Annotated in this window: 23 protein-coding genes and 1 tRNA gene; 14 read left to right on the top strand and 10 right to left on the bottom strand. The window is 40.5% G+C overall.

Annotated elements, in window-relative coordinates; genetic code table 11:
• The first annotated feature begins 15 nt into the window (after positions 1-15).
• Positions 16-597, top strand: coding sequence for a single-stranded DNA-binding protein (gene ssb, locus NQ782_RS06515; protein ID WP_001215080.1), 582 nt, complete (start codon positions 16-18; stop codon positions 595-597).
• Positions 598-637: 40 nt separating this feature from the next.
• Here ssb and NQ782_RS06510 read toward each other — a convergent pair whose 3' ends face one another.
• Both NQ782_RS06510 and NQ782_RS06505 read right to left on the bottom strand, forming a co-directional pair.
• A complete protein-coding gene (locus NQ782_RS06510) occupies positions 638-961 on the bottom strand; it encodes an AzlD domain-containing protein (RefSeq protein ID WP_000082715.1) in 324 nt (107 codons plus the stop codon).
• The gene (locus NQ782_RS06505; RefSeq protein WP_057094296.1) at positions 958-1,653 is read right to left on the bottom strand and encodes an AzlC family ABC transporter permease; all 696 of its coding nucleotides are present in this window, start codon (positions 1,651-1,653) and stop codon (positions 958-960) included. The genes NQ782_RS06510 and NQ782_RS06505 overlap by 4 nt, the downstream gene beginning before the upstream one ends.
• 68 nt (positions 1,654-1,721) lie before the next feature.
• Between NQ782_RS06505 and NQ782_RS06500 the strand changes: the two genes are divergently transcribed.
• Together NQ782_RS06500 and NQ782_RS06495 are read left to right on the top strand one after the other, a co-directional pair.
• Positions 1,722-2,270 (top strand): helix-turn-helix domain-containing protein, encoded by a 549-nt coding sequence (locus tag NQ782_RS06500; RefSeq protein WP_000081861.1) that lies wholly within the window; start codon positions 1,722-1,724, stop codon positions 2,268-2,270.
• A gap of 305 nt (positions 2,271-2,575) precedes the next feature.
• Positions 2,576-4,018, top strand: a complete 1,443-nt coding sequence (locus NQ782_RS06495) for an amino acid permease (RefSeq protein WP_000718865.1) — start codon at positions 2,576-2,578, stop codon at positions 4,016-4,018.
• A gap of 64 nt (positions 4,019-4,082) precedes the next feature.
• On the opposite strand, the gene NQ782_RS06490 is transcribed toward NQ782_RS06495, so the two are convergent.
• On the bottom strand, positions 4,083-5,582 hold the full coding sequence (locus NQ782_RS06490) for a PLP-dependent aminotransferase family protein (protein WP_001257169.1): 1,500 nt from the start codon (positions 5,580-5,582) through the stop codon (positions 4,083-4,085).
• A gap of 155 nt (positions 5,583-5,737) precedes the next feature.
• On the opposite strand from NQ782_RS06490, the gene gabT reads away from it, so the two are divergent.
• Positions 5,738-7,030: a 4-aminobutyrate--2-oxoglutarate transaminase gene (gene gabT / locus NQ782_RS06485; RefSeq protein WP_000380899.1), complete on the top strand. Its 1,293-nt coding sequence runs from the start codon at positions 5,738-5,740 to the stop codon at positions 7,028-7,030.
• Positions 7,027-8,475: an NAD-dependent succinate-semialdehyde dehydrogenase gene (locus tag NQ782_RS06480; protein ID WP_057094294.1), complete on the top strand. Its 1,449-nt coding sequence runs from the start codon at positions 7,027-7,029 to the stop codon at positions 8,473-8,475. The genes gabT and NQ782_RS06480 overlap by 4 nt, the downstream gene beginning before the upstream one ends.
• Positions 8,476-8,580: 105 nt before the next feature.
• Here the strand turns inward: NQ782_RS06480 and NQ782_RS06475 are convergent, their stop codons facing one another.
• A complete protein-coding gene (locus NQ782_RS06475) occupies positions 8,581-9,555 on the bottom strand; it encodes a LysR substrate-binding domain-containing protein (protein ID WP_000912182.1) in 975 nt (324 codons plus the stop codon).
• Positions 9,556-9,575: 20 nt separating this feature from the next.
• Positions 9,576-10,202, bottom strand: coding sequence for an isochorismate family cysteine hydrolase YcaC (gene ycaC / locus NQ782_RS06470; RefSeq protein ID WP_000046156.1), 627 nt, complete (start codon positions 10,200-10,202; stop codon positions 9,576-9,578).
• Between the two features lie 277 nt (positions 10,203-10,479).
• Here ycaC and NQ782_RS06465 point away from each other — a divergent pair, with 277 nt between their 5' ends.
• The 4 genes from NQ782_RS06465 to NQ782_RS06450 all read left to right on the top strand — a co-directional run bounded on the left by NQ782_RS06465 (position 10,480) and on the right by NQ782_RS06450 (position 14,353).
• Positions 10,480-11,352, top strand: a complete 873-nt coding sequence (locus tag NQ782_RS06465; RefSeq protein ID WP_000713965.1) for a pirin family protein — start codon at positions 10,480-10,482, stop codon at positions 11,350-11,352.
• Between the two features lie 439 nt (positions 11,353-11,791).
• Positions 11,792-13,090 (top strand): NAD(P)/FAD-dependent oxidoreductase, encoded by a 1,299-nt coding sequence (locus NQ782_RS06460; RefSeq protein ID WP_057094492.1) that lies wholly within the window; start codon positions 11,792-11,794, stop codon positions 13,088-13,090.
• A gap of 4 nt (positions 13,091-13,094) precedes the next feature.
• Positions 13,095-13,922: a cyclopropane-fatty-acyl-phospholipid synthase family protein gene (locus tag NQ782_RS06455; protein ID WP_057094485.1), complete on the top strand. Its 828-nt coding sequence runs from the start codon at positions 13,095-13,097 to the stop codon at positions 13,920-13,922.
• Between the two features lie 8 nt (positions 13,923-13,930).
• Positions 13,931-14,353, top strand: a complete 423-nt coding sequence (locus NQ782_RS06450; RefSeq protein WP_000114353.1) for a GFA family protein — start codon at positions 13,931-13,933, stop codon at positions 14,351-14,353.
• Positions 14,354-14,994: 641 nt separating this feature from the next.
• On the opposite strand, the gene NQ782_RS06445 is transcribed toward NQ782_RS06450, so the two are convergent.
• Together NQ782_RS06445 and NQ782_RS06440 are read right to left on the bottom strand one after the other, a co-directional pair.
• A tRNA-Thr gene (locus NQ782_RS06445) sits at positions 14,995-15,070 on the bottom strand.
• A gap of 124 nt (positions 15,071-15,194) precedes the next feature.
• Positions 15,195-16,442: an MFS transporter gene (locus NQ782_RS06440; RefSeq protein WP_057094487.1), complete on the bottom strand. Its 1,248-nt coding sequence runs from the start codon at positions 16,440-16,442 to the stop codon at positions 15,195-15,197.
• A gap of 138 nt (positions 16,443-16,580) precedes the next feature.
• Between NQ782_RS06440 and NQ782_RS06435 the strand changes: the two genes are divergently transcribed.
• Positions 16,581-17,501 carry a LysR family transcriptional regulator gene (locus NQ782_RS06435; RefSeq protein ID WP_000423156.1) on the top strand — a complete coding sequence of 307 codons (921 nt, stop codon included), beginning with the start codon at positions 16,581-16,583 and terminating at the stop codon, positions 17,499-17,501.
• Here the strand turns inward: NQ782_RS06435 and NQ782_RS06430 are convergent.
• Positions 17,498-18,385 (bottom strand): DMT family transporter, encoded by an 888-nt coding sequence (locus NQ782_RS06430; protein WP_057094489.1) that lies wholly within the window; start codon positions 18,383-18,385, stop codon positions 17,498-17,500. The two genes, NQ782_RS06435 and NQ782_RS06430, sit on opposite strands and share 4 nt — an antisense overlap.
• A gap of 228 nt (positions 18,386-18,613) precedes the next feature.
• Here NQ782_RS06430 and NQ782_RS06425 point away from each other — a divergent pair, with 228 nt between their 5' ends.
• Positions 18,614-19,357 (top strand): hypothetical protein, encoded by a 744-nt coding sequence (locus NQ782_RS06425; RefSeq protein WP_057093721.1) that lies wholly within the window; start codon positions 18,614-18,616, stop codon positions 19,355-19,357.
• Positions 19,358-19,381: 24 nt separating this feature from the next.
• Positions 19,382-19,774: a hypothetical protein gene (locus NQ782_RS06420; protein ID WP_057093719.1), complete on the top strand. Its 393-nt coding sequence runs from the start codon at positions 19,382-19,384 to the stop codon at positions 19,772-19,774.
• Positions 19,775-19,820: 46 nt separating this feature from the next.
• Here NQ782_RS06420 and NQ782_RS06415 read toward each other — a convergent pair whose 3' ends face one another.
• The gene (locus NQ782_RS06415; protein ID WP_031993822.1) at positions 19,821-20,822 is read right to left on the bottom strand and encodes an aldo/keto reductase; all 1,002 of its coding nucleotides are present in this window, start codon (positions 20,820-20,822) and stop codon (positions 19,821-19,823) included.
• A 111-nt stretch (positions 20,823-20,933) separates the two neighbouring features.
• Entirely contained in the window at positions 20,934-21,836 is a 903-nt protein-coding gene (locus tag NQ782_RS06410; protein WP_000447716.1) for an AraC family transcriptional regulator, read from the bottom strand.
• Between the two features lie 777 nt (positions 21,837-22,613).
• On the opposite strand from NQ782_RS06410, the gene NQ782_RS06405 reads away from it, so the two are divergent.
• Positions 22,614-23,165 (top strand): TetR/AcrR family transcriptional regulator, encoded by a 552-nt coding sequence (locus NQ782_RS06405; protein WP_000792712.1) that lies wholly within the window; start codon positions 22,614-22,616, stop codon positions 23,163-23,165.
• Between the two features lie 190 nt (positions 23,166-23,355).
• Positions 23,356-23,919 (top strand): tetratricopeptide repeat protein, encoded by a 564-nt coding sequence (locus tag NQ782_RS06400; protein WP_025467103.1) that lies wholly within the window; start codon positions 23,356-23,358, stop codon positions 23,917-23,919.
• The last annotated feature ends 69 nt before the right edge of the window (positions 23,920-23,988 follow it).

The following is a 23,988-nucleotide window of genomic DNA, read 5'->3' as shown; positions in this document are numbered from 1 at the left end:
GGATGAAGACAGCTAATGCGTGGTGTAAATAAGGTTATTTTGGTTGGTACTTTGGGTCGTGATCCTGAAACAAAAACTTTTCCAAATGGGGGCTCGTTGACCCAGTTTTCTATCGCAACAAGTGAAGTTTGGACCGATAAAAATACAGGTGAACGTAAAGAACAAACAGAATGGCACCGTATTGTTTTGCATAACCGTTTAGGGGAAATTGCTCAGCAGTTTTTACGTAAAGGTTCTAAGGTTTATATCGAAGGTTCATTACGTACACGTCAGTGGACAGACCAAAATGGTCAAGAACGTTACACTACAGAAATCCGTGGCGACCAGATGCAAATGTTAGATGCTCGTCAACAAGGCGAACAAGGTTTTGCTGGCGGTAATGATTTTAACCAACCACGTTTTAACGCGCCTCAACAAGGTGGCGGCTATCAAAATAACAACCAAGGTGGTGGCTACGGCCAAAACAATGGTGGTTATGGTGGCCAAGGCGGTTTCGGTAATGGTGGCAATAGCCCGCAAGGTGGTGGTTTCGCTCCTAAAGCGCCACAACAACCAGCATCTGCACCAGCTGATTTAGACGACGATTTACCGTTCTAATCAAAGTTTCAAAAAAGGCGAGTTTATCTCGCCTTTTTTATTATTCAATACCAAGTAAACGTACCAGTGCCGTGCCCGCAGCTGCCAAGCAAATCACCAATAAAAGCGGGGCTTTTTTCCAAACTAAGAAAAGTGCCAAACTCACCCCAAATATACGTGCGAAACCCGCGAAATGTTGGCCTTCAAAAAATGTAGTGGTCACAGCAATGGCACAGAGCAAAACGGTTGCGCCGTTTGAGAGTAAAACTTGGTATTTTTCAGAAAATGAAAACTTGGCACCTAAGTGAAAGCCAGCAAAACGAATACTGTACGTACCCAGTGCGAGTAGAGCTATTCCTACAATAATCAGTAACTGTTGACTCATTTTTTTCTACCCCATATCAAGCCAAAAAGTGAAATCAGAATCGGAAGTCCTGCGGCTAAAAAGGGTGTGGTTATCAACGCTAAAGTTGATCCGGCAAATGCAGCTTTTCGAGTGGTTTTATTCTTTAAAGCATTAAAAGTAAGTGCAATTAAAATCGCTGGGAAAATCGCATCTAAGCCAAATGTTTTAGGGTCTGGAATAGCACTCCCAATAAAATAACCTGCAGTGACACCGAGCGGCCAACTGAGCATGATGCCTATACCGCATAGCCAGTAAGCAGCCTTTTTGGTTTCGAAATCAGGCTGTGCCATACCAAACAAAACGCTTTCATCGTTCATGATATGAGACCCAAAATATTGAGAGAATTTGCCTCGAATCAGTTCGTTGACCGCTATGCCAAAAGGCAGATGTCTTAAATTGACGAGTAGTCCTGCAATTGCAGCCGCAATCGGGCTACCACCTACCGCCAAGAATCCAATAAAAATAAATTCAGCAGTTCCCGCGAGCACAAATATGGACAGGCAAAGTGGGATCCAAAGTGCTAAGCCATAACTTGCGGCGAGTGAACCTAAGGACATACCAACAACACTGGTTGCTAAGCACACAAAGAAAATCGAGCGAGTAGTATCTTTACTAAGTTTTCTAATAAGAGCGTATGTAGTCATGGCATGATATAGCGAACGATTTTCCATTATAATGAATAAGTCTGATTGTTTTGTCAAAACGAACGATCGTTTTTTTTATAGAACGGATAGAATGAATGTCTCAGCCAATCGAAATTATTGCCAAAGGTTTAACGCGTGAACGCCAAAGAGCAGGGCTTTCATTGGCAGAGGTTGCGCGCCGTGCAGGTGTTGCCAAATCTACACTTTCTCAATTAGAGGCAGGGCAAGGTAATCCAAGTATTGAAACCTTATGGGCACTTTGTGTTGCACTCAATATTCCATTTGCACGTTTGATGGAAGAACCGAGCAATCAAGTGCAAGTCATTCGCTGTGGCGAGGGGCCAACGGTGAGTTCGGAGATTGCCAATTACAAAGCAATTTTGTTGGCGACCTGTCCACCCCATGCGCGCCGAGATGTTTATTTATTGATTGTTGAACCGGGCGAAGATCGACTTTCAGAACCACATCCAGTTGGTTCTGTAGAACATATTATTGTAGTGGAAGGGCGAGCTTTAGTGGGTTTAATTGATGAAGCGGTTGAGCTGGGTGTTGGAGACTATATTTGTTATCCAGCCGATCAAAAACATATATTTAGAGCTTTGGAAACAGGCACAAAGGCGTTATTAATTTCTGAGCAAAACTAAAGAAATTCAATCTGATTAAAATAAAAACAAAGAGCCATTTACCAGCATCTTCTATAAAAAGGGCCAATTTTGCGTATAAATTTTGCAATTGGCTCTCTCTTTTATTACAAAAATGGCTCTCGTTTCTTGAGTGCCGAAACGACAAATTAAAGCCATTGGAAGTATGCATACGGAAGCGCCGGATAAGCTCAGTGAATTTTCTGTTTTAGGAATTGGGCAGAACGGCTAAATTTTTAGGGGATATTTTTTGGCTTCGGAGGATTTCCGAGACTAGCCGATATCCTCCATATATTAAGGAAAATGATATGGCAGCTCATCAAAATGGTTCTGAAGCCAATCACTCCCAAAGTTTAAAACATGGACTTAAATCACGCCACTTAACCATGATCTCGATTGCAGGGGTTATTGGTGGCTCTCTCTTTGTTGGCTCAGGCAGTATTATCTACAACACCGGCCCTGTAGTTTTTCTAACTTATGCTTTAGGTGGTCTACTCGTTTGGTTCATCATGCGTATGTTAGGCGAGATGGCCGTTTTAAATCCCGACAGTGGCTCTTTTTCAACTTATGCAGACCGTGCGATTGGCCGTTGGGCAGGGTTTTCAATTGGTTGGTTGTACTGGTGTACGCTGGCGATGCTCATGGGCTGGGAAGCTTATGTAGCAGGAAAAATTTTAAATAACTGGTTCCCGTTTATACCGATCTGGGTTTATATGACCGTTGTCATTGTCGCACTGGTTGTTGTCAATTTACAAAACGTCAAGAACTATGGTGAATTCGAGTTCTGGTTTGCGCTCATCAAAGTCATCGCGATTGTTGTTTTCCTTGTGATTGGTAGTTTAGCCATCATGCATTTATGGCCTTGGGGCAATCCGGCTGCATCTGGTATAAGTAACTTAACCTCTCAAGGCTTTATGCCAAATGGTGGTTCATCAGTGATTACCGCCTTGCTTGGGGTGATGTTCGCCTATATTGGCGCTGAAATTGTTACTGTAGCAGCGGCAGAGTCTGCAAATCCATCTAAAGAAATTCGTAAAGCCTCGAACTCGGTGGTTTGGCGTATTATTTTATTCTACGTTGGTTCAATGTTTGTTGCTGTATGTCTTATTCCTCACAACAATGAACTTTTAAAAGATTCAACTTGGGGTACTTATAGTGTAACTCTGTCTGCACTTGGTATTCCGGGCGCGCGCCATATCGTAAATTTTGTAGTTCTAACATCGGTATGTAGTTGCTTTAACTCAGCGCTTTACACGTGTTCACGGATGCTATTCTCGTTGTCTAAACGTGGTGATGCACCAAAAAGTTTTGGTTCTGTAAACAGTAAAAGCAGTCCTTGGGTGGGCGTGATTGTGTCATGCTTCTTCTCTGTAATTGCGGTAATTTTAACTGCAACAGAGAGTATGAATGTTTATGACTTCTTCATGCTAACAACAGGTGCAGCAACACTATATGTGTACCTGACCATTGCTTATTCTCAGCTTCGTATGCGTAAAAAATTAGAAGCTGAAGGCGTGAAGATTGACTTTAAAATGTGGATGTTCCCTTACCTAACCTATGTGGTGATCTTTGCAATTATTGGTGCAATTCTTACCATGTTGATTGAAGGCACCTATTTTAAAGAAGTGATTTACACCACAGCATTGTTCGGCATTATTGTGTTCTTCGGATTGTTGTCTGAAAAGCTAGGTTGGGGTAAAGAGCGTCGTGCAACCCATTTAACTCATAGCCATGAAGAAAAGTTAGTTTAAATTTTTAAATAAAAAAGAGCCTCACTGTGAGGCTCTTTTTGTTTGTTTTAATACGAGAGAATAGTTAATTTAGCGTAGGTACACCTGCTTCACGTAAGCATTGGAGCAAGACACCAAAAGCCATCACCATATCTTTTTCATTTACACAGGCAAAGCCCATCAGCAGTCCACGTTCGGCATGTGCATGTGATTGCATGTAGTATTGTGAAAGTGGGCGAACTTTGACGCCACGTTCAAGTGCTGTGGCTGCAATGGCGACATCATCGCAAGAGTTCGGTAGTTTTAAAACCAGATGTAACCCTGCTGCTTCATCATATTCATGAATAAATTCGGGGCCAAGATAGCGTTGAATTAAGCTCACCAAGTAATCGCGGCGTTTACCATAGAGCAGGCGCATACGGCGAATATGCGCTTCATAATGGCCTTCACGAATAAATTCAGCGAGGGCTTTTTGCTCAAGCAAGTGCCCACCACGATAAAGTTCGGCCGCAACAATACGTAGCGGTGAAAATAACGGCTTAGGGACGACCAAATAGCCAATTCTTAAAGATGGATAAATAGTTTTACTAAACGTGCCCATATATAAAACAGGTGCGTTATTTTCTAAGCCTTGCAAAGATGGATAAGGCTGGCCCGAGAAACGGAACTCACTGTCATAGTCATCTTCTACAATCCAGCTATTGTGCTGACGTGCGATTTGAATCAATTGTCTGCGACGATCAAGGCTTAAATGTGAGCCAAGCGGATATTGATGTGATGGTGTGACAAAAATAAGTTTCGGCGGTACAGCCGGATTTTCTTCGGGAATAATGCCTTCAGCATCGACAGGCATGGGCTGAATATCGAGGCCATTAATCCGTAACGTATTACGCATTCCCCAATAAGCGGGATCTTCAATCCAGACTTTATCTCCCATATCACTCAGTGCGCGTGAGACTAAATCAATGGCTTGGTGAATGCCTTCGGTAATAATAATTTGGTCCGCATCGCACTGGACTGAACGCGCCACACGTAAGTAATCTGCCAACGCACTTCGAAGCTCTATGCATCCACCTGCGTTGCTATAAATCAGGCGGTTAATATCCGGTTCGCGGCTTAAGCGTGCTTGAATACGACTAAAAATATGATGTGGAAACTCTGTAACATCGGGTGCTCCCGGAACAAAGGCTCCCCATTGATGTGGCGAGGCTGCGGCATAGCCTAATAAGTTTGAGCCACGCTGTGAGAGGGCGTAAGAACTTTGAACATTTGGGCTAGAAACTACTTTTTTCTTGTTTTGTGTATTTAAAAAACTCTCTGGTAACTTTTCGGCAACCCATGTGCCGTGTCCCGTACGGGCTTCTAAGTAGCCTTCAGCTTGTAGCTGCTCATAGGCAGTGAGCACTGTATTTCTTGAAACATGAATTTCACTGGCTAAATCGCGTGATGCAGGTAGACGAGTCTTTGGCTGGATCACTCCATCAATAATGGCACCACGCAGGCAACGGAAAAGGCGTTGATGTAGTTTCCCTTCAGTGTCCTGTTGGAGCCGTTGCAGCAAATGATCTCCAAGTAAACTACGCAATTGGCTCTCTCCTACAGTTAAAAAGTGGCTCTCGTCAGTTGCCATCAGACGAGCGAAATTACATGCATAGGCAGTCGTTGTAAAGCACCCTGAAAATTAAGCACAGGATGCAAAAACCAAAGCTGCAACTGATGATGAAAATATGAGGGAATCAAATGGATACTCAACATTCTGCACTTAACGCACGTAAACAGCAAGCAACTCCACGTGGTGTAGGCGTGATGTGTCAGTGGTATGCGGAAAAAGCTGAAAATGCCACGATTTGGGACAAGGAAGGCAACCAATTTATCGATTTCGCTGGTGGTATTGCAGTTTTAAATACAGGCCATCGCCACCCTAAAGTCATTGCAGCGGTGACTGAACAACTTACTAAATTTACTCATACTGCGTATCAAGTTACGCCTTATGAAAGCTATGTGGCTTTAGCTGAACGTATTAATGAACGCGCGCCAATTGCTGGTCCTGCGAAGGCAGCTTTTTTCACAACAGGTGCAGAAGCAGTTGAAAATGCAGTAAAGATTGCTCGTTGTTACACAGGTCGTCACGGTATTATCACGTTTGGTAACGGTTTCCACGGCCGTTCATTTATGACCATGGCAATGACAGGTAAAACTGCGCCTTACAAACGTGATTTCGGTGTAATGCCAGCGGGTGTGTTCCACGCACGTTACCCAGTACCTGCAAAAGGTATTTCAGTAGATGCGGCAATTGAAAGCGTTGAAGATATTTTTAGTGAAGATATTGCACCACATGACGTTGCAGCAATTGTGCTGGAGCCAGTACAAGGCGAAGGCGGTTTCAATGTGGTGCCAGCCGAGTTCTTAAAACGTTTACGCGCAATTTGTGATAAGCACGGTATTTTACTTGTTGCTGATGAAGTTCAATCTGGTTTTGCACGTACTGGTAAGTTATTTGCGATGAACCATTACGAAACTAAAGCAGACCTCATCACGATGGCGAAAAGCTTGGGCGGTGGTTTCCCTATTTCAGGTGTTGTGGGCCGTGCAGAAGTCATGGATGCACCAAACCCGGGTGGTCTAGGCGGTACTTATGCAGGTAGCCCGATTGCAGTTGCAGCTGCGCATGCCGTGATTGACGCGATTGAAGAAGAAAACCTATGCGACCGTGCAAATGAATTAGGCGCTGAGTTAGTTGCTACGCTTAAAGATATTCAGCAAGCAACAGGTGACGTGGTCACTGATATTCGTGCATTGGGTTCAATGGTTGCAGTAGAACTGGAGACTGCTGAACAAGCAAAAGTTGTACAAAACTATGCAATGGAAAACGGGTTGTTACTTCTTACTTGTGGTAAATACGGTAATGTAATTCGTTTCTTATATCCATTAACCATTCCTGCTGAGCAATTCCGTCAAGGTCTTGATATCTTGAAACAAGGTTTTGCGACACTAAAAGCAGGTAGTGCAAAAGCAATGGAGCAATCTGCATGATTCAAAATAATTTGCAGTATTTATTAAAACATCCTGATATTTCATTAGAAGCACCTGCATCAAATGACTATATCGAGGTGAAGGATGCTGCTACGGGTGAAACTTTGGCATGGGTAAAAACCTATGACCGTGCAGGAGTTGAAGCCGCAATTAACCGTTCAGCAAAAGCGCAGGCTGCTTGGAAAAAGCAAACTGCCTTGGCGCGTGCTGATGTGCTATTGGCATGGTACAACCTCATGCTAGAGCACAAAGAAAATCTGGCTCAAATCTTAACAGCTGAGCAAGGTAAACCATTGGCAGAAGCACGTGGTGAAATTGGTTATGCAGCATCATTCATTCGCTGGTTTGCCGAGCAAGCGCGTCGTATCGATGGTGAAGTCTTAACACCTACGTTGCCAAACCAACGTCTGCTCGTGATTAAACAAGCGATTGGTGTTACAGCTGCAATTACGCCGTGGAACTTTCCGGCTGCCATGATTACGCGTAAAGCAGGTCCAGCCATTGCTGCAGGTTGTTCAATGTTGGTTAAACCGGCAGAGCAAACGCCGTTAACCGCCTATGCGCTTGAAGTATTGGCGTTACAGGCAGGCTTACCAGCAGATGTTTTAATTAACATTAGTGGTGATGCAGTTGAAGTCGGTAAAACCCTTTGCGAAAGCGATATTGTTCGTAAGTTAAGCTTTACTGGTTCAACGCAAGTTGGCCGTATCTTGATGCAACAATGTGCGCCAACCATTAAAAAGCTTTCGCTTGAACTGGGTGGTAACGCACCGGTACTGGTATTTGATGATGCCAACCTTGAACAAGCAGTTCAGGGCATCATGGCAAGTAAATATCGTAACAGCGGTCAAACCTGTGTCTGCGCTAACCGTATTTATGTTCAAGATGGCATTTACGATGCATTGGCAGAGCGTTTGGTTGAAGCTGTGTCTAAGCTTAAAGTTGGCGATGGCCGTCAAGAAGGTTCAACACAAGGACCTTTAATTGATGAAGATGCAGTTGCAAAAGTTCAGTCTCATATTGCAGATGCAACTGAGAAAGGCGCAACAGTTCGTATTGGTGGTAAACGTTCGGCACTTGGCGGTACATTCTTTGAACCAACTGTATTAACTGGCGTAACGCAAGACATGAAAGTATCTAAAGAAGAAACTTTTGGTCCACTTGCCCCATTGTTCCGCTTTAAAACCGAAGATGAAGCAGTGGCAATGGCGAACGATACCGAGTTCGGTTTAGCTGCTTATTTGTTTACTCAAAGCACAGCTCGTCAATGGCGAGTAGGGGAGGCACTTGAGTACGGTATGGTCGGCATTAACACGGGCGCGATTTCAAACGAAGTTGCTCCGTTTGGCGGCGTAAAACAGTCAGGTCTAGGTCGTGAAGGTTCAAAATTCGGCATCGAAGAATATGTCGAAATGAAATACCTCTGCGTAGACTTATCTGAGTAAGGGATAAAGCGAGTTCGCTTTGTTCTGAACGAAAACATGCAGTTATACTGCATGTGATGTTTCACAAAAAAACCGGTCATGCCCATTCATGACCGGTTTTTTTATTTAAGTCGGCAAATATCCTTCATGGCTTTCGGGTAAACGACGAAGCTCATCAATGAGGGTTTCAATGAGTTTTTCGACTACCAGACGTTGTCCTTTTCGGGACACATAAACCAGTTGTAGCATGCCAATATTCGACTTCCAGTCAGGAAGAATATGAACCAGTGTTCCTTTACGAATTTCCGATTCAACGGTTAAAAAAGGAAGATCTGCAATACCTAAACCGTCCATCACGGCATAGTAAACACCTGCCAAGTCATTACTTTTAATACGTGGTTGATAAGGCACATCAACCGATTCACCATTACGTATATTGCATAAATGCCAAATATAATTTTGCTTTTGTGTGCCTAAGCTAATACTTGGAAAGTCCTGTAATTCGGAATAATGCTTAATGGTGCGACCTTGCAGTAATTCAGGCGAAGCCACCAGACAGTGATCGGTTTTAATCACATCACGAACAATCAAATTTGAATCTTCATTCGGTTCAAAATTGGTTCGAATCGCAAGGTCGATGTCATCATGCAAGATATCTACTCGACGGCTCGTTAGCTCAAGAGATATTTCAACTTTAGGGTAGGTTTTTAAAAACTGATTTAAAATTTTTCTAATTTGAAAATGCATCATTAAAGGCGGGCAGCTTACTTTTACCAAACCTTGAGGCTCACTTTTTTGCTTTAATAACACGTTCTCAGCACATTCAACTTGAGCAATGACTTTGCAGCATTCCTCGTAAAACTCTTGACCTAAATCGGTCACTTTAAAATGGCGGGTTGTTCTTTGAATCAGGCTGACATTAAATTTATTTTCAAGGTCAATAATGCGTCGGCTGAGCTTGGATTTACTAATATTTTCGGCCTCACTGGCCGCACTAAAGCCGCCGTGTTTCACGACCAAATAGAAATAATAAAAATCATCAAAAGAGCTTATCAATGTCCGTTCAACCCATTTAAATTCAAGATTAGAATGCTTAAGCATTCTAATCTTGGCAGTAGAACTTATTTTTGGCTAGTGTTGTGATTGTAACTTGAAATCAGGTTACGGTAGTCAGGGATATGATTTGAGAACAATGTACCCAAACCTTCAATATCATTACGCCAGTCACGGTGTAATTCACACGCCATACCGAACCAAGTCATCAGCTGCGCACCTGCTTTAGACATACGGTCCCAAGCTGCATCACGTGTTAATTCGTTGAAAGTACCAGAAGCATCAGTAATCACGAATACTTCAAAGCCTTCTGCCAAAGCAGATAGTGCAGGGAAAGCCACACACACTTCAGTTACAACACCTGCAATAATCAGTTGTTTTTTACCGGTTGCTTTAACCGCTTTTACGAAATCTTCATTGTCCCACGCATTGATTTGGCCTGGACGTGGAATAAAAGGTGCATCTGGGTGAATTTCTTTTAACTCAGGAACTAAAGGACCGTTTGGACCAGTTTCAAAACTGGTTGTTAAAATTGTTGGAAGATTGAAGTATTTTGCTGCATTTGCAACAGCAAGTACGTTGTTTTTAAATTTATCCGGATCGATATCTCGAACTAAAGAAAGTAAACCTGCTTGATGGTCAACTAAAAGAACCGCAGCATTATCCTTGTCTAAGCGTACATAATCTTGAGCCATTTTTTATGTCCTCATGTTATCAAATTGAATAATCAAAAATTATTGAGTAGGTCATCAGTGCCTAAAATCATGCTAGATGAGTTTGTTGTCGTAATTAAGTCTAAAAAATAGGATTAAGAATTTTAAAAATAGGACGATCTCTTAAACAAAACATCAAAATTTATGATTGTCCCATAAATGCAATAATGTGTTGCTAATCCTGATCTATAAACTGCAATTATTGAGGCGTAAAATCAATCTCAGTTCAAGAAAATCCTACATATATAGGAGAGATCAGATGAAGAAATTTCTTGGTGCATATCAAAATAACCACATGCATTGGGTTGGTGATGGTTTCCCTGTATATAACCTGTTCTCTTATGACCGTTTAGGCCAAACCCTAAGCCCATTTTTGTTACTGGATTATGCAGCGCCATATAACTTCTCACCAACCACCGAACAACAAGGTGTAGGTTCACATCCTCACCGTGGCTTCGAAACAGTTACTATTGCCTATCAAGGTGAAGTGACTCATAAAGACTCAAGTGGTGGTGGTGGAACCATTAAAACCGGTGACGTGCAATGGATGACTGCGGGTGCAGGGGTGTTACATGAAGAGTTCCATTCTCCTGAATTTGCAGAGCATGGCGGTCTTTTTGAAATGGTGCAATTGTGGGTAAATTTACCTTCGCATTCAAAAATGACCCCTGGAAAATATCAAGCCATTGAAGCTAAAGATATTCCGGACATTGCACTAGACGAGCATGGTAGTCATTTGCGTGTGATCGCAGGTGAATATGCAGATGCAAAAGGTGCAGCAACTACATTTAGTCCATTAAATGTATGGGACGGTAAATTGGTAAAAGGTCAAAAACATACCCTGTATGTACCTGAAGGGCATACTACCCTTGTTGTTGTGCTAGAGGGTGCGGTTGTGGTTAATGATACAAACCGTCTTGAAGGCAAAACCGTTGCGATTTTATCTCGTGAGGGCGTTGAGTTTAGTTTAAATGCTGAAGAAGACACTAAATTCTTGGTGTTGACTGGCCAACCACTGAATGAGCCAATCGAAGGTTATGGTCCATTTGTCATGAATACCAAAGCCGAGATTATGGAAGCGATTAACGATTTTAATCGTGGAAAATTCGGTTCAATCATGCAAGAAGGATAAATTGCTAAGTTGTGCTTAATGATCTTTAAAAGCAAAGTAATAAAAAGCCCGCTATCAAGTGTGAATAGCGGGCTTTTTCGCTGTAAAGTTTCTGTTTTTATGATGGATATCATTATTGTGTCGGCATTGTTTTGTGTGATTTAGTTCTCATTATTATGCCACCATGATACCGCAAAAAATGATACTTGTAAAACGAATGATATAAATACAGTTAAATTATCTTATTTTATTTAAAAGAATTTTTTTAAATTTTTAAAAAATATAGATTTTTATACAGTCATCCTCTTTTGTAAAATTTTATGAAAAACTTTTGGGCTTATCTTTTAAAATTTTTCTATATAAATTGATGCAAAAAATAAAAATCTGGTAGTTTTTAATACGGTGTTTTTTTAGGGTATGAGTGATAATCAAAAAAATTCTCGAAAAATGGGACATCATTTTGGATATCGCAATTATTGGCAGTGGAATGGCAGGACTTGCAGCAGCAAGAATTCTGAAAGATGCAGGACATACAATCACGATATTTGAAGCACTTCCTGGCCGGGGAATGGACAGTCATAGCATTGAGTTCGATGGTGGGATTATTGATGCACCATTGCGTGTTATGAACCCGCATCTATGGAAAAATACACTCAGCCTTGCTGCACACTTAGGCATTAAAACCTTTCCGGTTCGTACCTATATGTCTTGTAGCTGGTTATTTGAAGATCGTACTGAAACATGGTTAACCACATCTCGTAGCCGTATTGGTAATTTCCCAATTATCAATAACCGTAAAGGTATCCAGCAATATGGCTGGCGTCTGGTAAAAGGGATGCTGCAATTAAAAACTGCGATTCACCAGTTCTTTAAATCTAAAAATCAAGATATTACTCTCGCTGAATTTATTAATCAGAACGATATTGAAGAAGTATTCTGGCATGGTGTAGTTATGCCGGTGCTTTATACGATTTGTACATGTAACCCAAAAACAATTGGTGATTGGCCTGCGAAAAACCTTCTTGAGTTTTTGCGTCATTTAACTGATGGTGACATGTTGTTGCGTATGAAAGGCGGTACACCTGCATTTGTAGACAGCTTAATTAAAGGCATTGATATCCATAGCGGTTCGGCAATTAAAAAAGTTGAGCTACAAGGTGGAAAAGTACTGGTCGAAAATGAAAAAGGTGACCAAGGTACATTTGACCGCGTTATTGTGGCGACACCGACATCTAAACTTGAAGAGTTCTTAAACCCTGAACAGTTTGCAGAAGATATGAATCTGCTTAAACAGTTCCGCTTTGAACAAGGCGACTTGGTTATTCATACAGATGCAACAGTAATGCCACCACGCCGTAAAGACTGGTCAGTGCTGAGCTATATGATGGACCGTAAGTTTACTCGTCAGCAGTTTACAGTTTGGATGAATGCCGTTGAGCCATCACTAGTAGGTAAAAATCCTGTATTCCAAACTTGGCGTCCAGTAGTTGATATTGACCCTAAAAAAGTCATTTCAAAAGTGACCTTAACGCGTGCAGTTGTAGACTCGCAAACTATTGCTTTAAACAAAGAGCTACAACAACGTCACTTAGAACCAAACCGTAAAGTATTCTACTGTGGTTCATGGTCATGTGATGGTTTGCCAATTTTAGAGTCAGCAGTGACTTCTGCGATGCATATTGCTGAAATTTTGGGTGCACCTTTACCATTCGTGGGATTAAAGCCTAAGGTCGAAGTTGCCCCTGAACTCGGTTACTAAAATTGTGAAAGCAAAAGTTCGAGCAGCTCTTTCTCGATTTATCCCTCATAAATATGCAATTGATGCATCAAGTTTGGGGGATAGTGAAGAGCTTGCTTGGACAAACTTGGGTTTTTGGAAAAATACCCAAACCTACCGTGAAGCTTGTCGCCAATTGGCTGATCATTTGGCACAAGCTGTCAATTTAAATTCAAAAGATCACTTACTCGATTTAGGTTGTGGGCAGGGTGCAAGTTTATTGCACTGGTTACAGCACTATCATCCTAAAAGCCTTAGTGCAGTTGAACTACAAGCTTCATGTGTTAATAAAATTCAAAAACTTATTCCTGAAATAAGCCAGATTTTCTGCGGTTCATTTTTAAATTTAAAACAATTTGAATTTAAACAACGCTTCGATGCCATTTTATGTATCGATGCGGCTTATCACAGTCATTTAAATTCATTTCTAGATTCGGTTACGCCAGTTTTAAATTCAAAAGGACGATTAGGTTTTCATTACTTGATGCGTGCCGACTCATGTCACAACATGACCATGCTACAAGAACAAAAGCATCGTTATTTACTTAAAGCAGCCGATGTCACTTGGGATGCCTTACTCACGGAAGAGATACTGAGAACTACCTTGGAACAACAAGGTTTTACAGATATTAAAATCGAAGATTTATCAGAACAGGTATTATTAGGTTTTTCACAGTATATTCAAAATCAACAAGCACAAAGCCATAACCGAGGGTTGGCAAATTTTAAAATCCAAATGACTGCAAAGTTATGCCAACAACTCTATCAAAATGGGTATGTACGTTATATTCAAATAACAGCAATAAAAAAATAGGGTGAGCCATGTCAGTTAAATATCAAGGATCATGTTTATGTGGAGCTGTGAGCTATCAAAGCGATGCAGAGCCACGTTATAGTTTTAATTGCCATTGTCGAGATTGCCAAAAGGCAACAGGTTCGGCCTATGCACCAATCGCTTTTTTTCATCAATCTGAATTGAAAATAAGTGGCGAACTTAAATATTTTGAGACATTAGGTTCTTCTGGTCGTCCCATTAAAAGAGCCTTTTGCCCGACTTGTGGTTCTCAACTTTTTGGCTTACCTGAACTTGTTCCTGAAATGATTTCAATACGCGCAGGCACTTTGGATGACCCAAGTCTCTATCATCCTAAAGCGGAGGTTTTTGTGAGCCAGACCTATGCTTGGGACATGCTGAATCCAAACCTTAAACACTTTGAAAAAATGATAGAGAAGAGCAAGAAATAAGGCTTAATTAAAGAAGCCAAATATTGCCAAAGCACAGATTAAAGTAAGACTGCCAAGAGCTAAAAATAATATGGTTTTTCTAAATTTTAGCTGAGGCATTTTACTTACAAGGATAATAAGGCATGCAAGTATGATCACTAAAGATTGAAAAAGGTTTAAAGGTAGATTAGACATCTCGTTCCTTGTTGTTTTTAAATTTATTTTAGAAATAAAGTAATAAACTCATTATATCTTTTTCTTATTTAATTGAAGAACAGAACTTGTTTATAAATTCATATTTTTTATTTCATGATGGGTAAATCAAGTTTTAAATTTAAAAGAACCATGTACGCTTTTTCCTACATCCATTCAGGAAATTGACGTCTTTCTATGACCTCATGAATTGCCTATGATGAACTCATCAGGAACAGGAAGTTCCAAAACGTAAAACAACAATAATAAGTTTAAGCACCAGGACGTGAGGTATTACAGGATGTATACCTAGTAACGAAATACGAAAAAAGCCCAACAGGATGTTGGGCTTTTTTCATTTCTTATTAACGAATCTCTTTACTACCTAAGGCAGCACAGTCAAAAGGTCTATTCCAAAACCTACAGACAACAAAAAACCCCATAAATCAAATATTCATGAGGTTTAATGATGGTGCCGGCACACGGATTCGAACTGTGGACCTACTGATTACAAGTCAGTTGCTCTACCAACTGAGCTATGCCGGCGATGTGGAGTGAATTTTACAGTTTCTTAAAAAAAATACAAGCCAAAAAATGAGCATTTAAATTTTTTCATATGATTTTTAAATACTCATCGGGTTTAGCCTAAAAAAGTTAGGGTTTTACTACATTAATGCGCTTTAGCATGTGAAGTATAAACTGCTAAAAATATTCCAATTAAAGACAAGAACACGGTTAAACCGACAATCGCACTCCAGCCACCGTGTAACCAGAACCAACCGCCCGCCGAGCCAACAATACTTGAACCCATATAGTAAAACAGCAAGTAAAGCGAACTGGCATGAGCTTTAGCTTGTTTACTTTCGGCACCCACAGAACTACTCGTAAGTGAGTGGGTAATAAAGAAGCCTGTGGTAATAAATGCGATGCCAATGATAATGCCGAAAAGAGAGCTGAGCAGGGTCATGAGACTACCCACGATCATCAAGGCAAAGCCACTCATCATCATGGTTTTTTTACCGAAGCGATCGGCTAAGCTACCTGCCAACGATGAAGACACCATACCAAAGCTATACGACAAGAAAATAAGGCTAATTTGTGTCTGACTGAGTGAATAAGGTGCGCCGCTTAAGCGGAAGGTCGCATAGTTAAATAAGGTGACAAAAACACTGGTAAGCAAGAAACCAATCGCAAAAAGGCGTAATAATTTAGTATTGCTTAAATGAGCACGCCACATTTGCATGTGAAAGCCTAAATTCAGCCCTTTTTTCTGCACAAAATTACGCGATGCGGGAAGTAATTTTAAAAATGCAATTGAGCAAATAAAACAGATTGCTCCAAGTAGGCCTAAGGCGGTGCGCCATGAAAAATATTCAACCAAAATACCCATACCGACACGGCCCATCATGCCACCAAAGGCTGTCCCTGCAATATATAACCCCATGGTTTTACCGAGGTGTTCAGGTGCAATTTCTTCGGCAATCCAAGCCATAGTCACTGCGGGTACGCCACCGAGTAATAAACCTTCTAACGCGCGTGCTATGAGTAAACTGTGCCAGTTCGGTGTAAACATCGAGACAATATTTAAAATTGCGGCACATAGCATAGATGTAAAGATCACGCCGCGACGGCCAATCGCTTGTGAAAAGGCACTCGATAGCACAATGGAAATTGCTAAAAAGGCAGTCGTTAATGACAGTGCCAAAGAGCTACTCGCAGGACTAATCTGGAAGCTTTGGCTAAATGCAGGTAAGAGTGGCTGTACACAATAAATCAGAGAGAAGCTAGCAAAACCTACGAGGAATAAAGCAAATCCTGCATGTTTATAAGCTTTAGTCCCTTTGTGAATCCACTCACGGGAGGAAAGAACAGACGTTGCCTCAGTGTTTAAGGTACTGGGTGTAGATGAAGAGTTCATATCATGACCATGACAGAAAAAAGAGCAGGACCTAAAGGCATGCTGCATCGAGAAAATTCGATAAATTAAAATTAGCAATTTAAAAGGTATTTTTCTAATATATTTAATAATGGGACACGATATGTTTTATATATAACAATGGAACTCAGGCATATACGCTACTTTTTGGCAGTAGCAGAAGAAAAAAACTTTACCAAAGCTGCGCAGCGCTTAAACATGAGTCAGCCGCCTTTAAGTATGCAAATACGTGACTTAGAAGAAGAGCTAGGTGCAGATTTATTTATTCGTTCGCCTCATGGGGTGGAGCTGACCGAAGCTGGGCTTGCCTTTTTAAATGCAATTCAGCCAGTACAGCAGCGTGTAGAAGATGCAGCAAACCTTGTTAAACAAGTGGCAAATGGCGAAGTGGGTCAATTACGGTTAGGCTTTACAGGTACTTCAATGTTGAACCCTTTAATACCTAAATGCGTTCGCTATTTCCAGCAGCAATACCCGAAAGTAAATTTAAAGCTTGAAGAAGCCAATACTTTACTACTCATCGACTTATTGCTTGAAGACCGTTTAGATGTCGCAATTATTCGTTCGCCACGCAATATGCCGGATAGCCTCATTCTGCAAGAATTATTAGCTGAGCCGCTCATTGCTGCTTTACCTTCAGAGTCTTTTAATCTGGACGATGTATCACAAGAAATTGATTTAACTGCGCTGCGAGAGCTTGATTTTATTGTCTCGCCACCTTCAGTGAGTGCAGGGCTTTTTGATGCGATTAAACAGGCCTGTCATGAGCGTGGCTTTGAACCTAAAATTGGACAAAACGCCCCGCAAATTGTATCAATTTTATCGTTGGTGTCTGCAAACTTAGGGGTGTCTTTGGTTCCCGAGTCGACCAAACAATTGCAAATACAAGGTGTGGCTTATCGCTCTTTGAAAGCACCTGTACCTACGGTGGGTTTAGGGCTTGCTTATAAAAAACATGCCCCTTCACAGATGGCGATTAACTTTGCCAGTGTGGTGCAAGTGGCTTGTCATCACGCCAACGAAATAAATGAAATCAGCTAGTTTGATTTCGGCGCTTTGTTCATTAAAAAGATGCCTGAAATAATGAAGATTGCACCATATAAAAACGATAAAGTCGGTTGTTCATGAATGAAAACCCAAGCCATAAGCGCTGCAAAAATGGGTTCTGAAAGCTCGGTCACTTGTACCTTTGCGGCACTCATATAAGACAACGCTTTAGTGGTACAGAAAAAGCCGAGTATGGTTGGTAGAACAGCTAAACCAATCAAACCTAAAATGATGTCACTATTAAAAGTAATGCTATGCAAATTTACTAAAAACGGAACCGCAAGATAAACGCTACCAAACAGCAGTAAGTATTTAGTCAGAAACAGCCCGCCATTTAATTTGAACTTTTTCACTAAAACCGAAAATAAGCCATAACCCGTACCGGCAATAGAAGCATTGATCAGCATTAAAAGGCTATTTTCACCTTTCCACGAAATAATGCTAATCCCCGTGACAGCCAATAATGTTCCAATAAGCGAATGAATATAGATACTTTCTTTTAAAATGAACCTCCCAAAAAATAGGGCAGAGATGGCAGCCGAAGCCATGAGTACCACCACAACATTAGCTGCAGCACCGTGGTTATAAGCAATGGTCTCAAAAAAGAATAAAGAGAAAATACCTAAAAAAGCACAGATAGCAATTTGAGCAAAAACGCTGAGTTTACTTGGCTTGCTGCTAATAAAAGCAATCTTTTGGCTAACAGGCACTTTAAATAAAAACACACTTAAAAAGAAAAAGGCGATAATGGTTTTTAAAAAGGCAATGTCTTGCGGGTTTAAACCACTATGCATGAGTAATTTACTAATTACACCAATAGATGCATTTAAAGCTGCTGCACACAGTGCAAATAGGGTTCCAATAATTAATTTATTCACTCTTATAATTTTTCCTAATTTTTACGCATGCAGTCTACATTATTTTTTGGTTAAATATTCAATTAAAATAACCAGTTAAGGTTCAATATTTTCAAAAAATTATTCTGTATGGATTTAACTATTTTTATAAAAATCTAAATGCTTCTAATAGACTTTTGTTTCAAATAATTGTGATTTATAGCGCCAGCTCATATTATATAATTAGTTAATTATTAAAGAATTTTAAAAATGATTAAATCGATTATTTCAGGTTGCGCGGTTCTTACACTTTCGGCTTTGGCGGTGACCCATGCAGAGTTTACTTATGAACAAGAATTACAACAAGGCTGTAATAAAGTGAAGCAATACGCGAGCTTAGGTAAGAAATTCTACGATCAAAAACAATATAAAAAGGCACTCGAAAATTTCCAAAACCAAGCCTCTTGGACTGCATTTTGTAAAGCCAATGCAGACGAAACCACAGTTAAATTTACCGACCGAGATATTGAAGTTGCCAACAATAACGTGGGCTTAGCCTATGCCAAATTGGGTCAGCCACTTTGGGCAAGAGCATGGTTTATGCTGGATGAAAAATCAAAGTCTAGTCAATTTAACCTTAAGCAGTTGCCTCAACCTAAAGCATCAAATGATTTGTCGGGTGAATACGTCCGTTACTCAGGTTTTGGTGAGTGGGATCACATCACGGTAAGTCGTAAACAGGGCCAATATGCCATTGGCTATTCGGGCGTTTATATGGGCTTACGAAGCTTAATTTACGGCCCAAATATGGGTGAGTTTGACACCAAAATGCCGACTAATGTCAAGCAAACCATTTATAAAGATCAAGACTGCCGTATTCAGCTCGATTTTAAATCTAACGCGAAATTAGGAAATTATATTCAGGTTAAACAAAGCGAAGGTGAGTCGGGTTGTGGCTTTGGACATAACGTTTATGCCGATGGAACGTATTTAAAAGTTGAGTCTGGAAAATAAGATTAAACATATAGGAACACAATAATGAAAAATATATTTGCACCTTTACTACTTCTTTCAACGGCTATTTTTTCTGCTCACATTTATGCAGAGCCGACTAGTACCTGTAAGGAAGTGAAATTCCAAAAGGCCGATCAGGCTTGGAGTGGGCACTATTATTTACATGGTGTGATGGAAGTCGGTTCAGAACTTTTACTTCAGCCAGACGGTAAGTTTCAATGGATGCTCGCTGTAGGTGCTTTAGACCAATATGCAGAAGGCATATGGTGGAAAAATGGAGACTGTATTGGCTTAAAACCAGAGGCTAAATTTAAAAAGGATTTAAGTATTTTCCCTGAAAGCCTAATGATTTCAGATAAATCCTTAGATGCGATCTGGGAAGGTGGGCGCCAGCAAGGCACATATAGCAAAGACTAAATAAAAAAGTCCGACACTGAGTCGGACTTTTTTTATGGCTTATATTTTAGTGGTTGACCGCAGCAAGTTGCTGAGCGTTATAGCGTGCGCCCATGTTTGGGTATCTCGCGATAATCGTGTCGATTTCTGCTAAATCTGCTGCTGTTAAATGAAGATCTACAGCGCCTGCATTTTCCACAAGTCGCTCGATTTTACGCGTACCCGGAATTGGAATAATGTCGTCACCTTGCGCCAAAATCCAAGCCAAAGCCAGTTGAGCCGCTGTCGCATTTTTGCTTTGAGCAAACTCGCTAAATGCTTGCGCCAAGCTTTGGTTATTTTTCCAGTTATCGCCCTGATAACGTGGTAACTGGCGACGGAAATCATTTTCGTCGAGGTTATTTACATCAAGCGTATTGGTAATTAAACCACGCGATAAAGGTGAATACGGCACAAGGCTAATGCCTAACTCACGAATGGTTTGCAAATGGGTTTGCTCAAACTCACGGGTAAGTAGCGAATATTCATGTTGAACCGCTGCAATCGGGTGAATCGCATGTGCTTTACGAATAGTTTCAGCCGACGCTTCACTGAGTCCTAAATAACGAACTTTACCTTGTTTGACCAAGTCCGCCATTGCGCCAATGGTATCTTCAACCGGAACATTCGGGTCTATGCGGTGCGCATAATACAAATCAATCACGTCTGTATTTAAGCGTCTTAAGCTGTTTTCGACCGCGACTTTAATCCACTCAGGTGAGCCGTCGATATAAGACTCTAAAGAATTTTTCGGGTTGAGGTTATCTTCTTTATAGCGGAAGCCAAATTTGGTCGCCAAGAACACTTTGTCACGGTGTTTTTCTAAAACTTTTGAGAGCAACACTTCGTTTGCGCCGTTGCCGTACATGTCGGCAGTGTCCCAAAAGTTAATGCCGAGGTCTAAGGCCTTTTCTAGAGTTGCAATGCTTTGTGTGTCATCTGAGGCACCATAGGCAAAGCTCATTCCCATGCAACCTAAACCAAGTGCTGATACTTTTTCGCCTGTTTGTCCTAAAGTTCTATATTTCATTTTTCACACTCTTTTTGCAAAATCACTTGAGTAGAAAAACTATAAAATGCTTTGGCTCAAACTGACGTATAACATTCAAACCAATAATTATAAAATTCAAACAATTTGTTTTTAGGCCACACAGTCTTCGCGGAATTTTTTAGGCGAAAAACCGGTATTTTTCTTAAAGAAGTTGGTGAAATACGCTGAATATTCAAAGCCTAAGCTATAAGCAATTTCGGAAATATTCCAACTGGTGTGCTGTAGCAGCGCTTTGGCTTCTTGCGTAATGCGCGAGCTAATATGCTCAGACGTAGTTTTACCTGTGGCTTCTTTTACAGCTCGGTTTAAATGGTTCACATGCACAGACAAGCCATAGGCAAAGTCATTTGCAGTTTTGAGTTTAAGCTGAAAATGTGGCGAGTCGATGGGGAACTGGCGCTCTAATAATTCAAAGAATAAATGGCAAATGCGCACCGAAGCATTACTATGTTTTTCAAACTGTTGGGTCGGTTGCATTTTCATGGCTTCATGCACAATCAGATGCAAATAATTTCTTAAAACATTGTATTTATGAATATAGTCTGAATTTATTTCATTCATCATCTTTTTGAAAATAAATGAAATTTCTTCAACCTGTTGGTCGTTTAAAAAATATAGCGGGTCGCCGTCGACTTTAAACAGTGGTGAGTCTTTTAAAAAGCTTTGTCGCGATTCTTGGTTTACAAACTCTTCGGTAAATAGACAAAACCAGCCTGCCTGTTCGGGCGAATTAATTTCCCATGCATAGGGCACCATTGGGTTTGAAAACAGTAAAGCAGGGCGGTCGACTCGTATCCAGCGGTTAGCATAGTGAAGTTCACCTGTGCCTAAAACCAGTGAAATTTTATAATAATCGCGGCGGCTATAAGGCGTTAGAAATGAGCAGGCATCGCGTTGGAACACGTTAAAATGTCCAAACGAAGTCGATGGAACCGAGTAATCGCTATCTCTGGTTAAAGAAAAGCGGCGATAAAAATCATGTATGGTTTCCATGTCTTTGCCTGCATGCATTATCAATTTATTTAAAGTTATAAAATTCAAACTTTATTTACTGTAGCTTTTATTTATAGCGCGATCAATCTGTTCATTTAAGCGGTTTGAAAATGAACGATAAATTAACAATGAAGTGACCAGAAAAACTAAACTTTAAGAAAATATATTCTTAAATCACTATGCCAATGAAAAATAAAAATAATCTTTATAAATGAATAGCCAATATCACATTGACACTCCAAAACGTGCGGATTATCCTTTGCCTGCTGGCCTACATTGCCAGCCGGTTGTAGCAGGCCGAGTACACATACAGCGCATCAGATTTGCTCCTTCTGAGGGGGAGATCTATGTGTAAAAAAACCACCGTCCCCCTCACGTTGCGGTAGGGCGGAAGGGGGACACCTTCGGGTGTGCTGGTTCTGTATGTCCAGTCTGCTAACCTCTTTTCGTCCTGCCACCATTATTTAGCAGTAATTGTGGTAGAGCTTCTAATACATACAGGAGTTCGCACATGCGTACTATTTCATCTCTCTCGTTGGCAACCTTCGCCAAAATCTTTGACTCTATACCCAACAGGTCTTTAAGACGGTTTAACCGACTCTAGGTTTTAAGCCATAGGTCATTACGACTAAAAAATCATAGCAACAATAAAACCTGAGATAGGCGAGCACACCATTTTTGTGCTGCTTTTGCACGCCTGTATTTAGCGCTCAATTTAAGAGCGACGGCATTTCTATCTCTTTTATTTACAACAAAAAATTATTTTAAGCGATATACATGAAAAATTTAGAAGCTTCATTTAGAGCATTGCGAGTGCTCCACACGGCAAAAGATTTATTTAACCAATATGGGTTTCATAAGGTAGGGGTAGACCGAATTATTGCCGACTCCCAAATTCCCAAAGCCACCTTTTACAACTACTTCCACTCAAAAGAAAGACTCATTCAGATGAGCTTAACTTTTCAAACAGACGCTTTAAAAGAAGAGGTATTTTCTACGATCTATTCGTACCGTGAACTGATGGTGTTCGATAAACTCAAGAGAATTTTCTTTTTACATGCTGACTCAGACGGGCTTTATCGGTTGCCTTTTAAAGCAATTTTTGAAATAGAAAAGCATTATCCGTCGGCTTATAAAGTGGTTATTGATTACCGAAACTGGCTTATTCAGGAAATTCATAAACTACTTTTAACTGTAAAACCTGCCGCTACAGTTGAAGATGCGCATATGTTTTTGTTTGTGGTCGATGGAGCAATGGTGCAGCTTTTAAGTTCAAATCAAACTGATGAAAGGGAGTATCTGATTGATTATTTTCTAAGTCGGGTTTGATGGGGAAAGGCCTGACGGGAGTTGGGCTTTAGTGTAATTAAAAAGAAATTTATAAGTTTTAAATAGCAAACAGATTAAAGATAAATATTTTCGCCATACGGGAGGTTATTATTTAATTCATTAAATTTAAATAGCTCTCATCTATTATTGTTTGATTATAAAGGTTAGAAAAAACTATTTAAGGTTAGACATGAATAACTTCAAAATTCTTTTCATTACTATAGGACTAATGTTTTCAATGAATTTATTTGCTAATCCAATTTTCTCAGATGACCTATTAAAGAGAGCTACAAATGGTGATACATCAGCTCAACTAGAGTTAGCAGATGTTTATATATATGGATGGGGTATCGAAGAGAATGAAACTCAAGCGGAATTCTGGGCAACTACATCAGCCGAAAGCGGTAATGTAAAAGCAATGCAATGGCTCGGTGAGGGATATGCCACTTATGCTGGTCTTGTTGGAGATATGGATCCAGCTGATGCAGATGAACACTACAAAAAAGCTTTTAAGTGGTTTTCGAAAGGAACTCAACTAAATGATGCAGATTGTATGGTTGGTTTGGCTAACTTGTATAGTAGAGGTGACGGAGTTGAGCAAGATACTCATAAAGCACTAGAGCTACGTAAAAAGGCTGCTGCTCTTGGAAATAAACAAGCTATGAGGGATATTGCCTTTATGTATGAATATGGATTGGGTGTAGAGAAAAATTTAGAGATTGCAAAATATTGGAGTGAGAAAGGAAAGATTTAATAGATTTATATTTTATATCGAGTTCCATTTTATTTGAGAATGGAAAGACCTAAATCTCTAGTTTTAGGT

Origin of the sequence: Acinetobacter sp. BD54 (assembly GCF_044778325.1) — a bacterium.
Lineage (GTDB): Bacteria > Pseudomonadota > Gammaproteobacteria > Pseudomonadales > Moraxellaceae > Acinetobacter > Acinetobacter baumannii.
The sequence above is the reverse complement of the archived record's forward strand: the minus strand, read 5'-3'. Positions and strand labels throughout refer to the sequence as shown.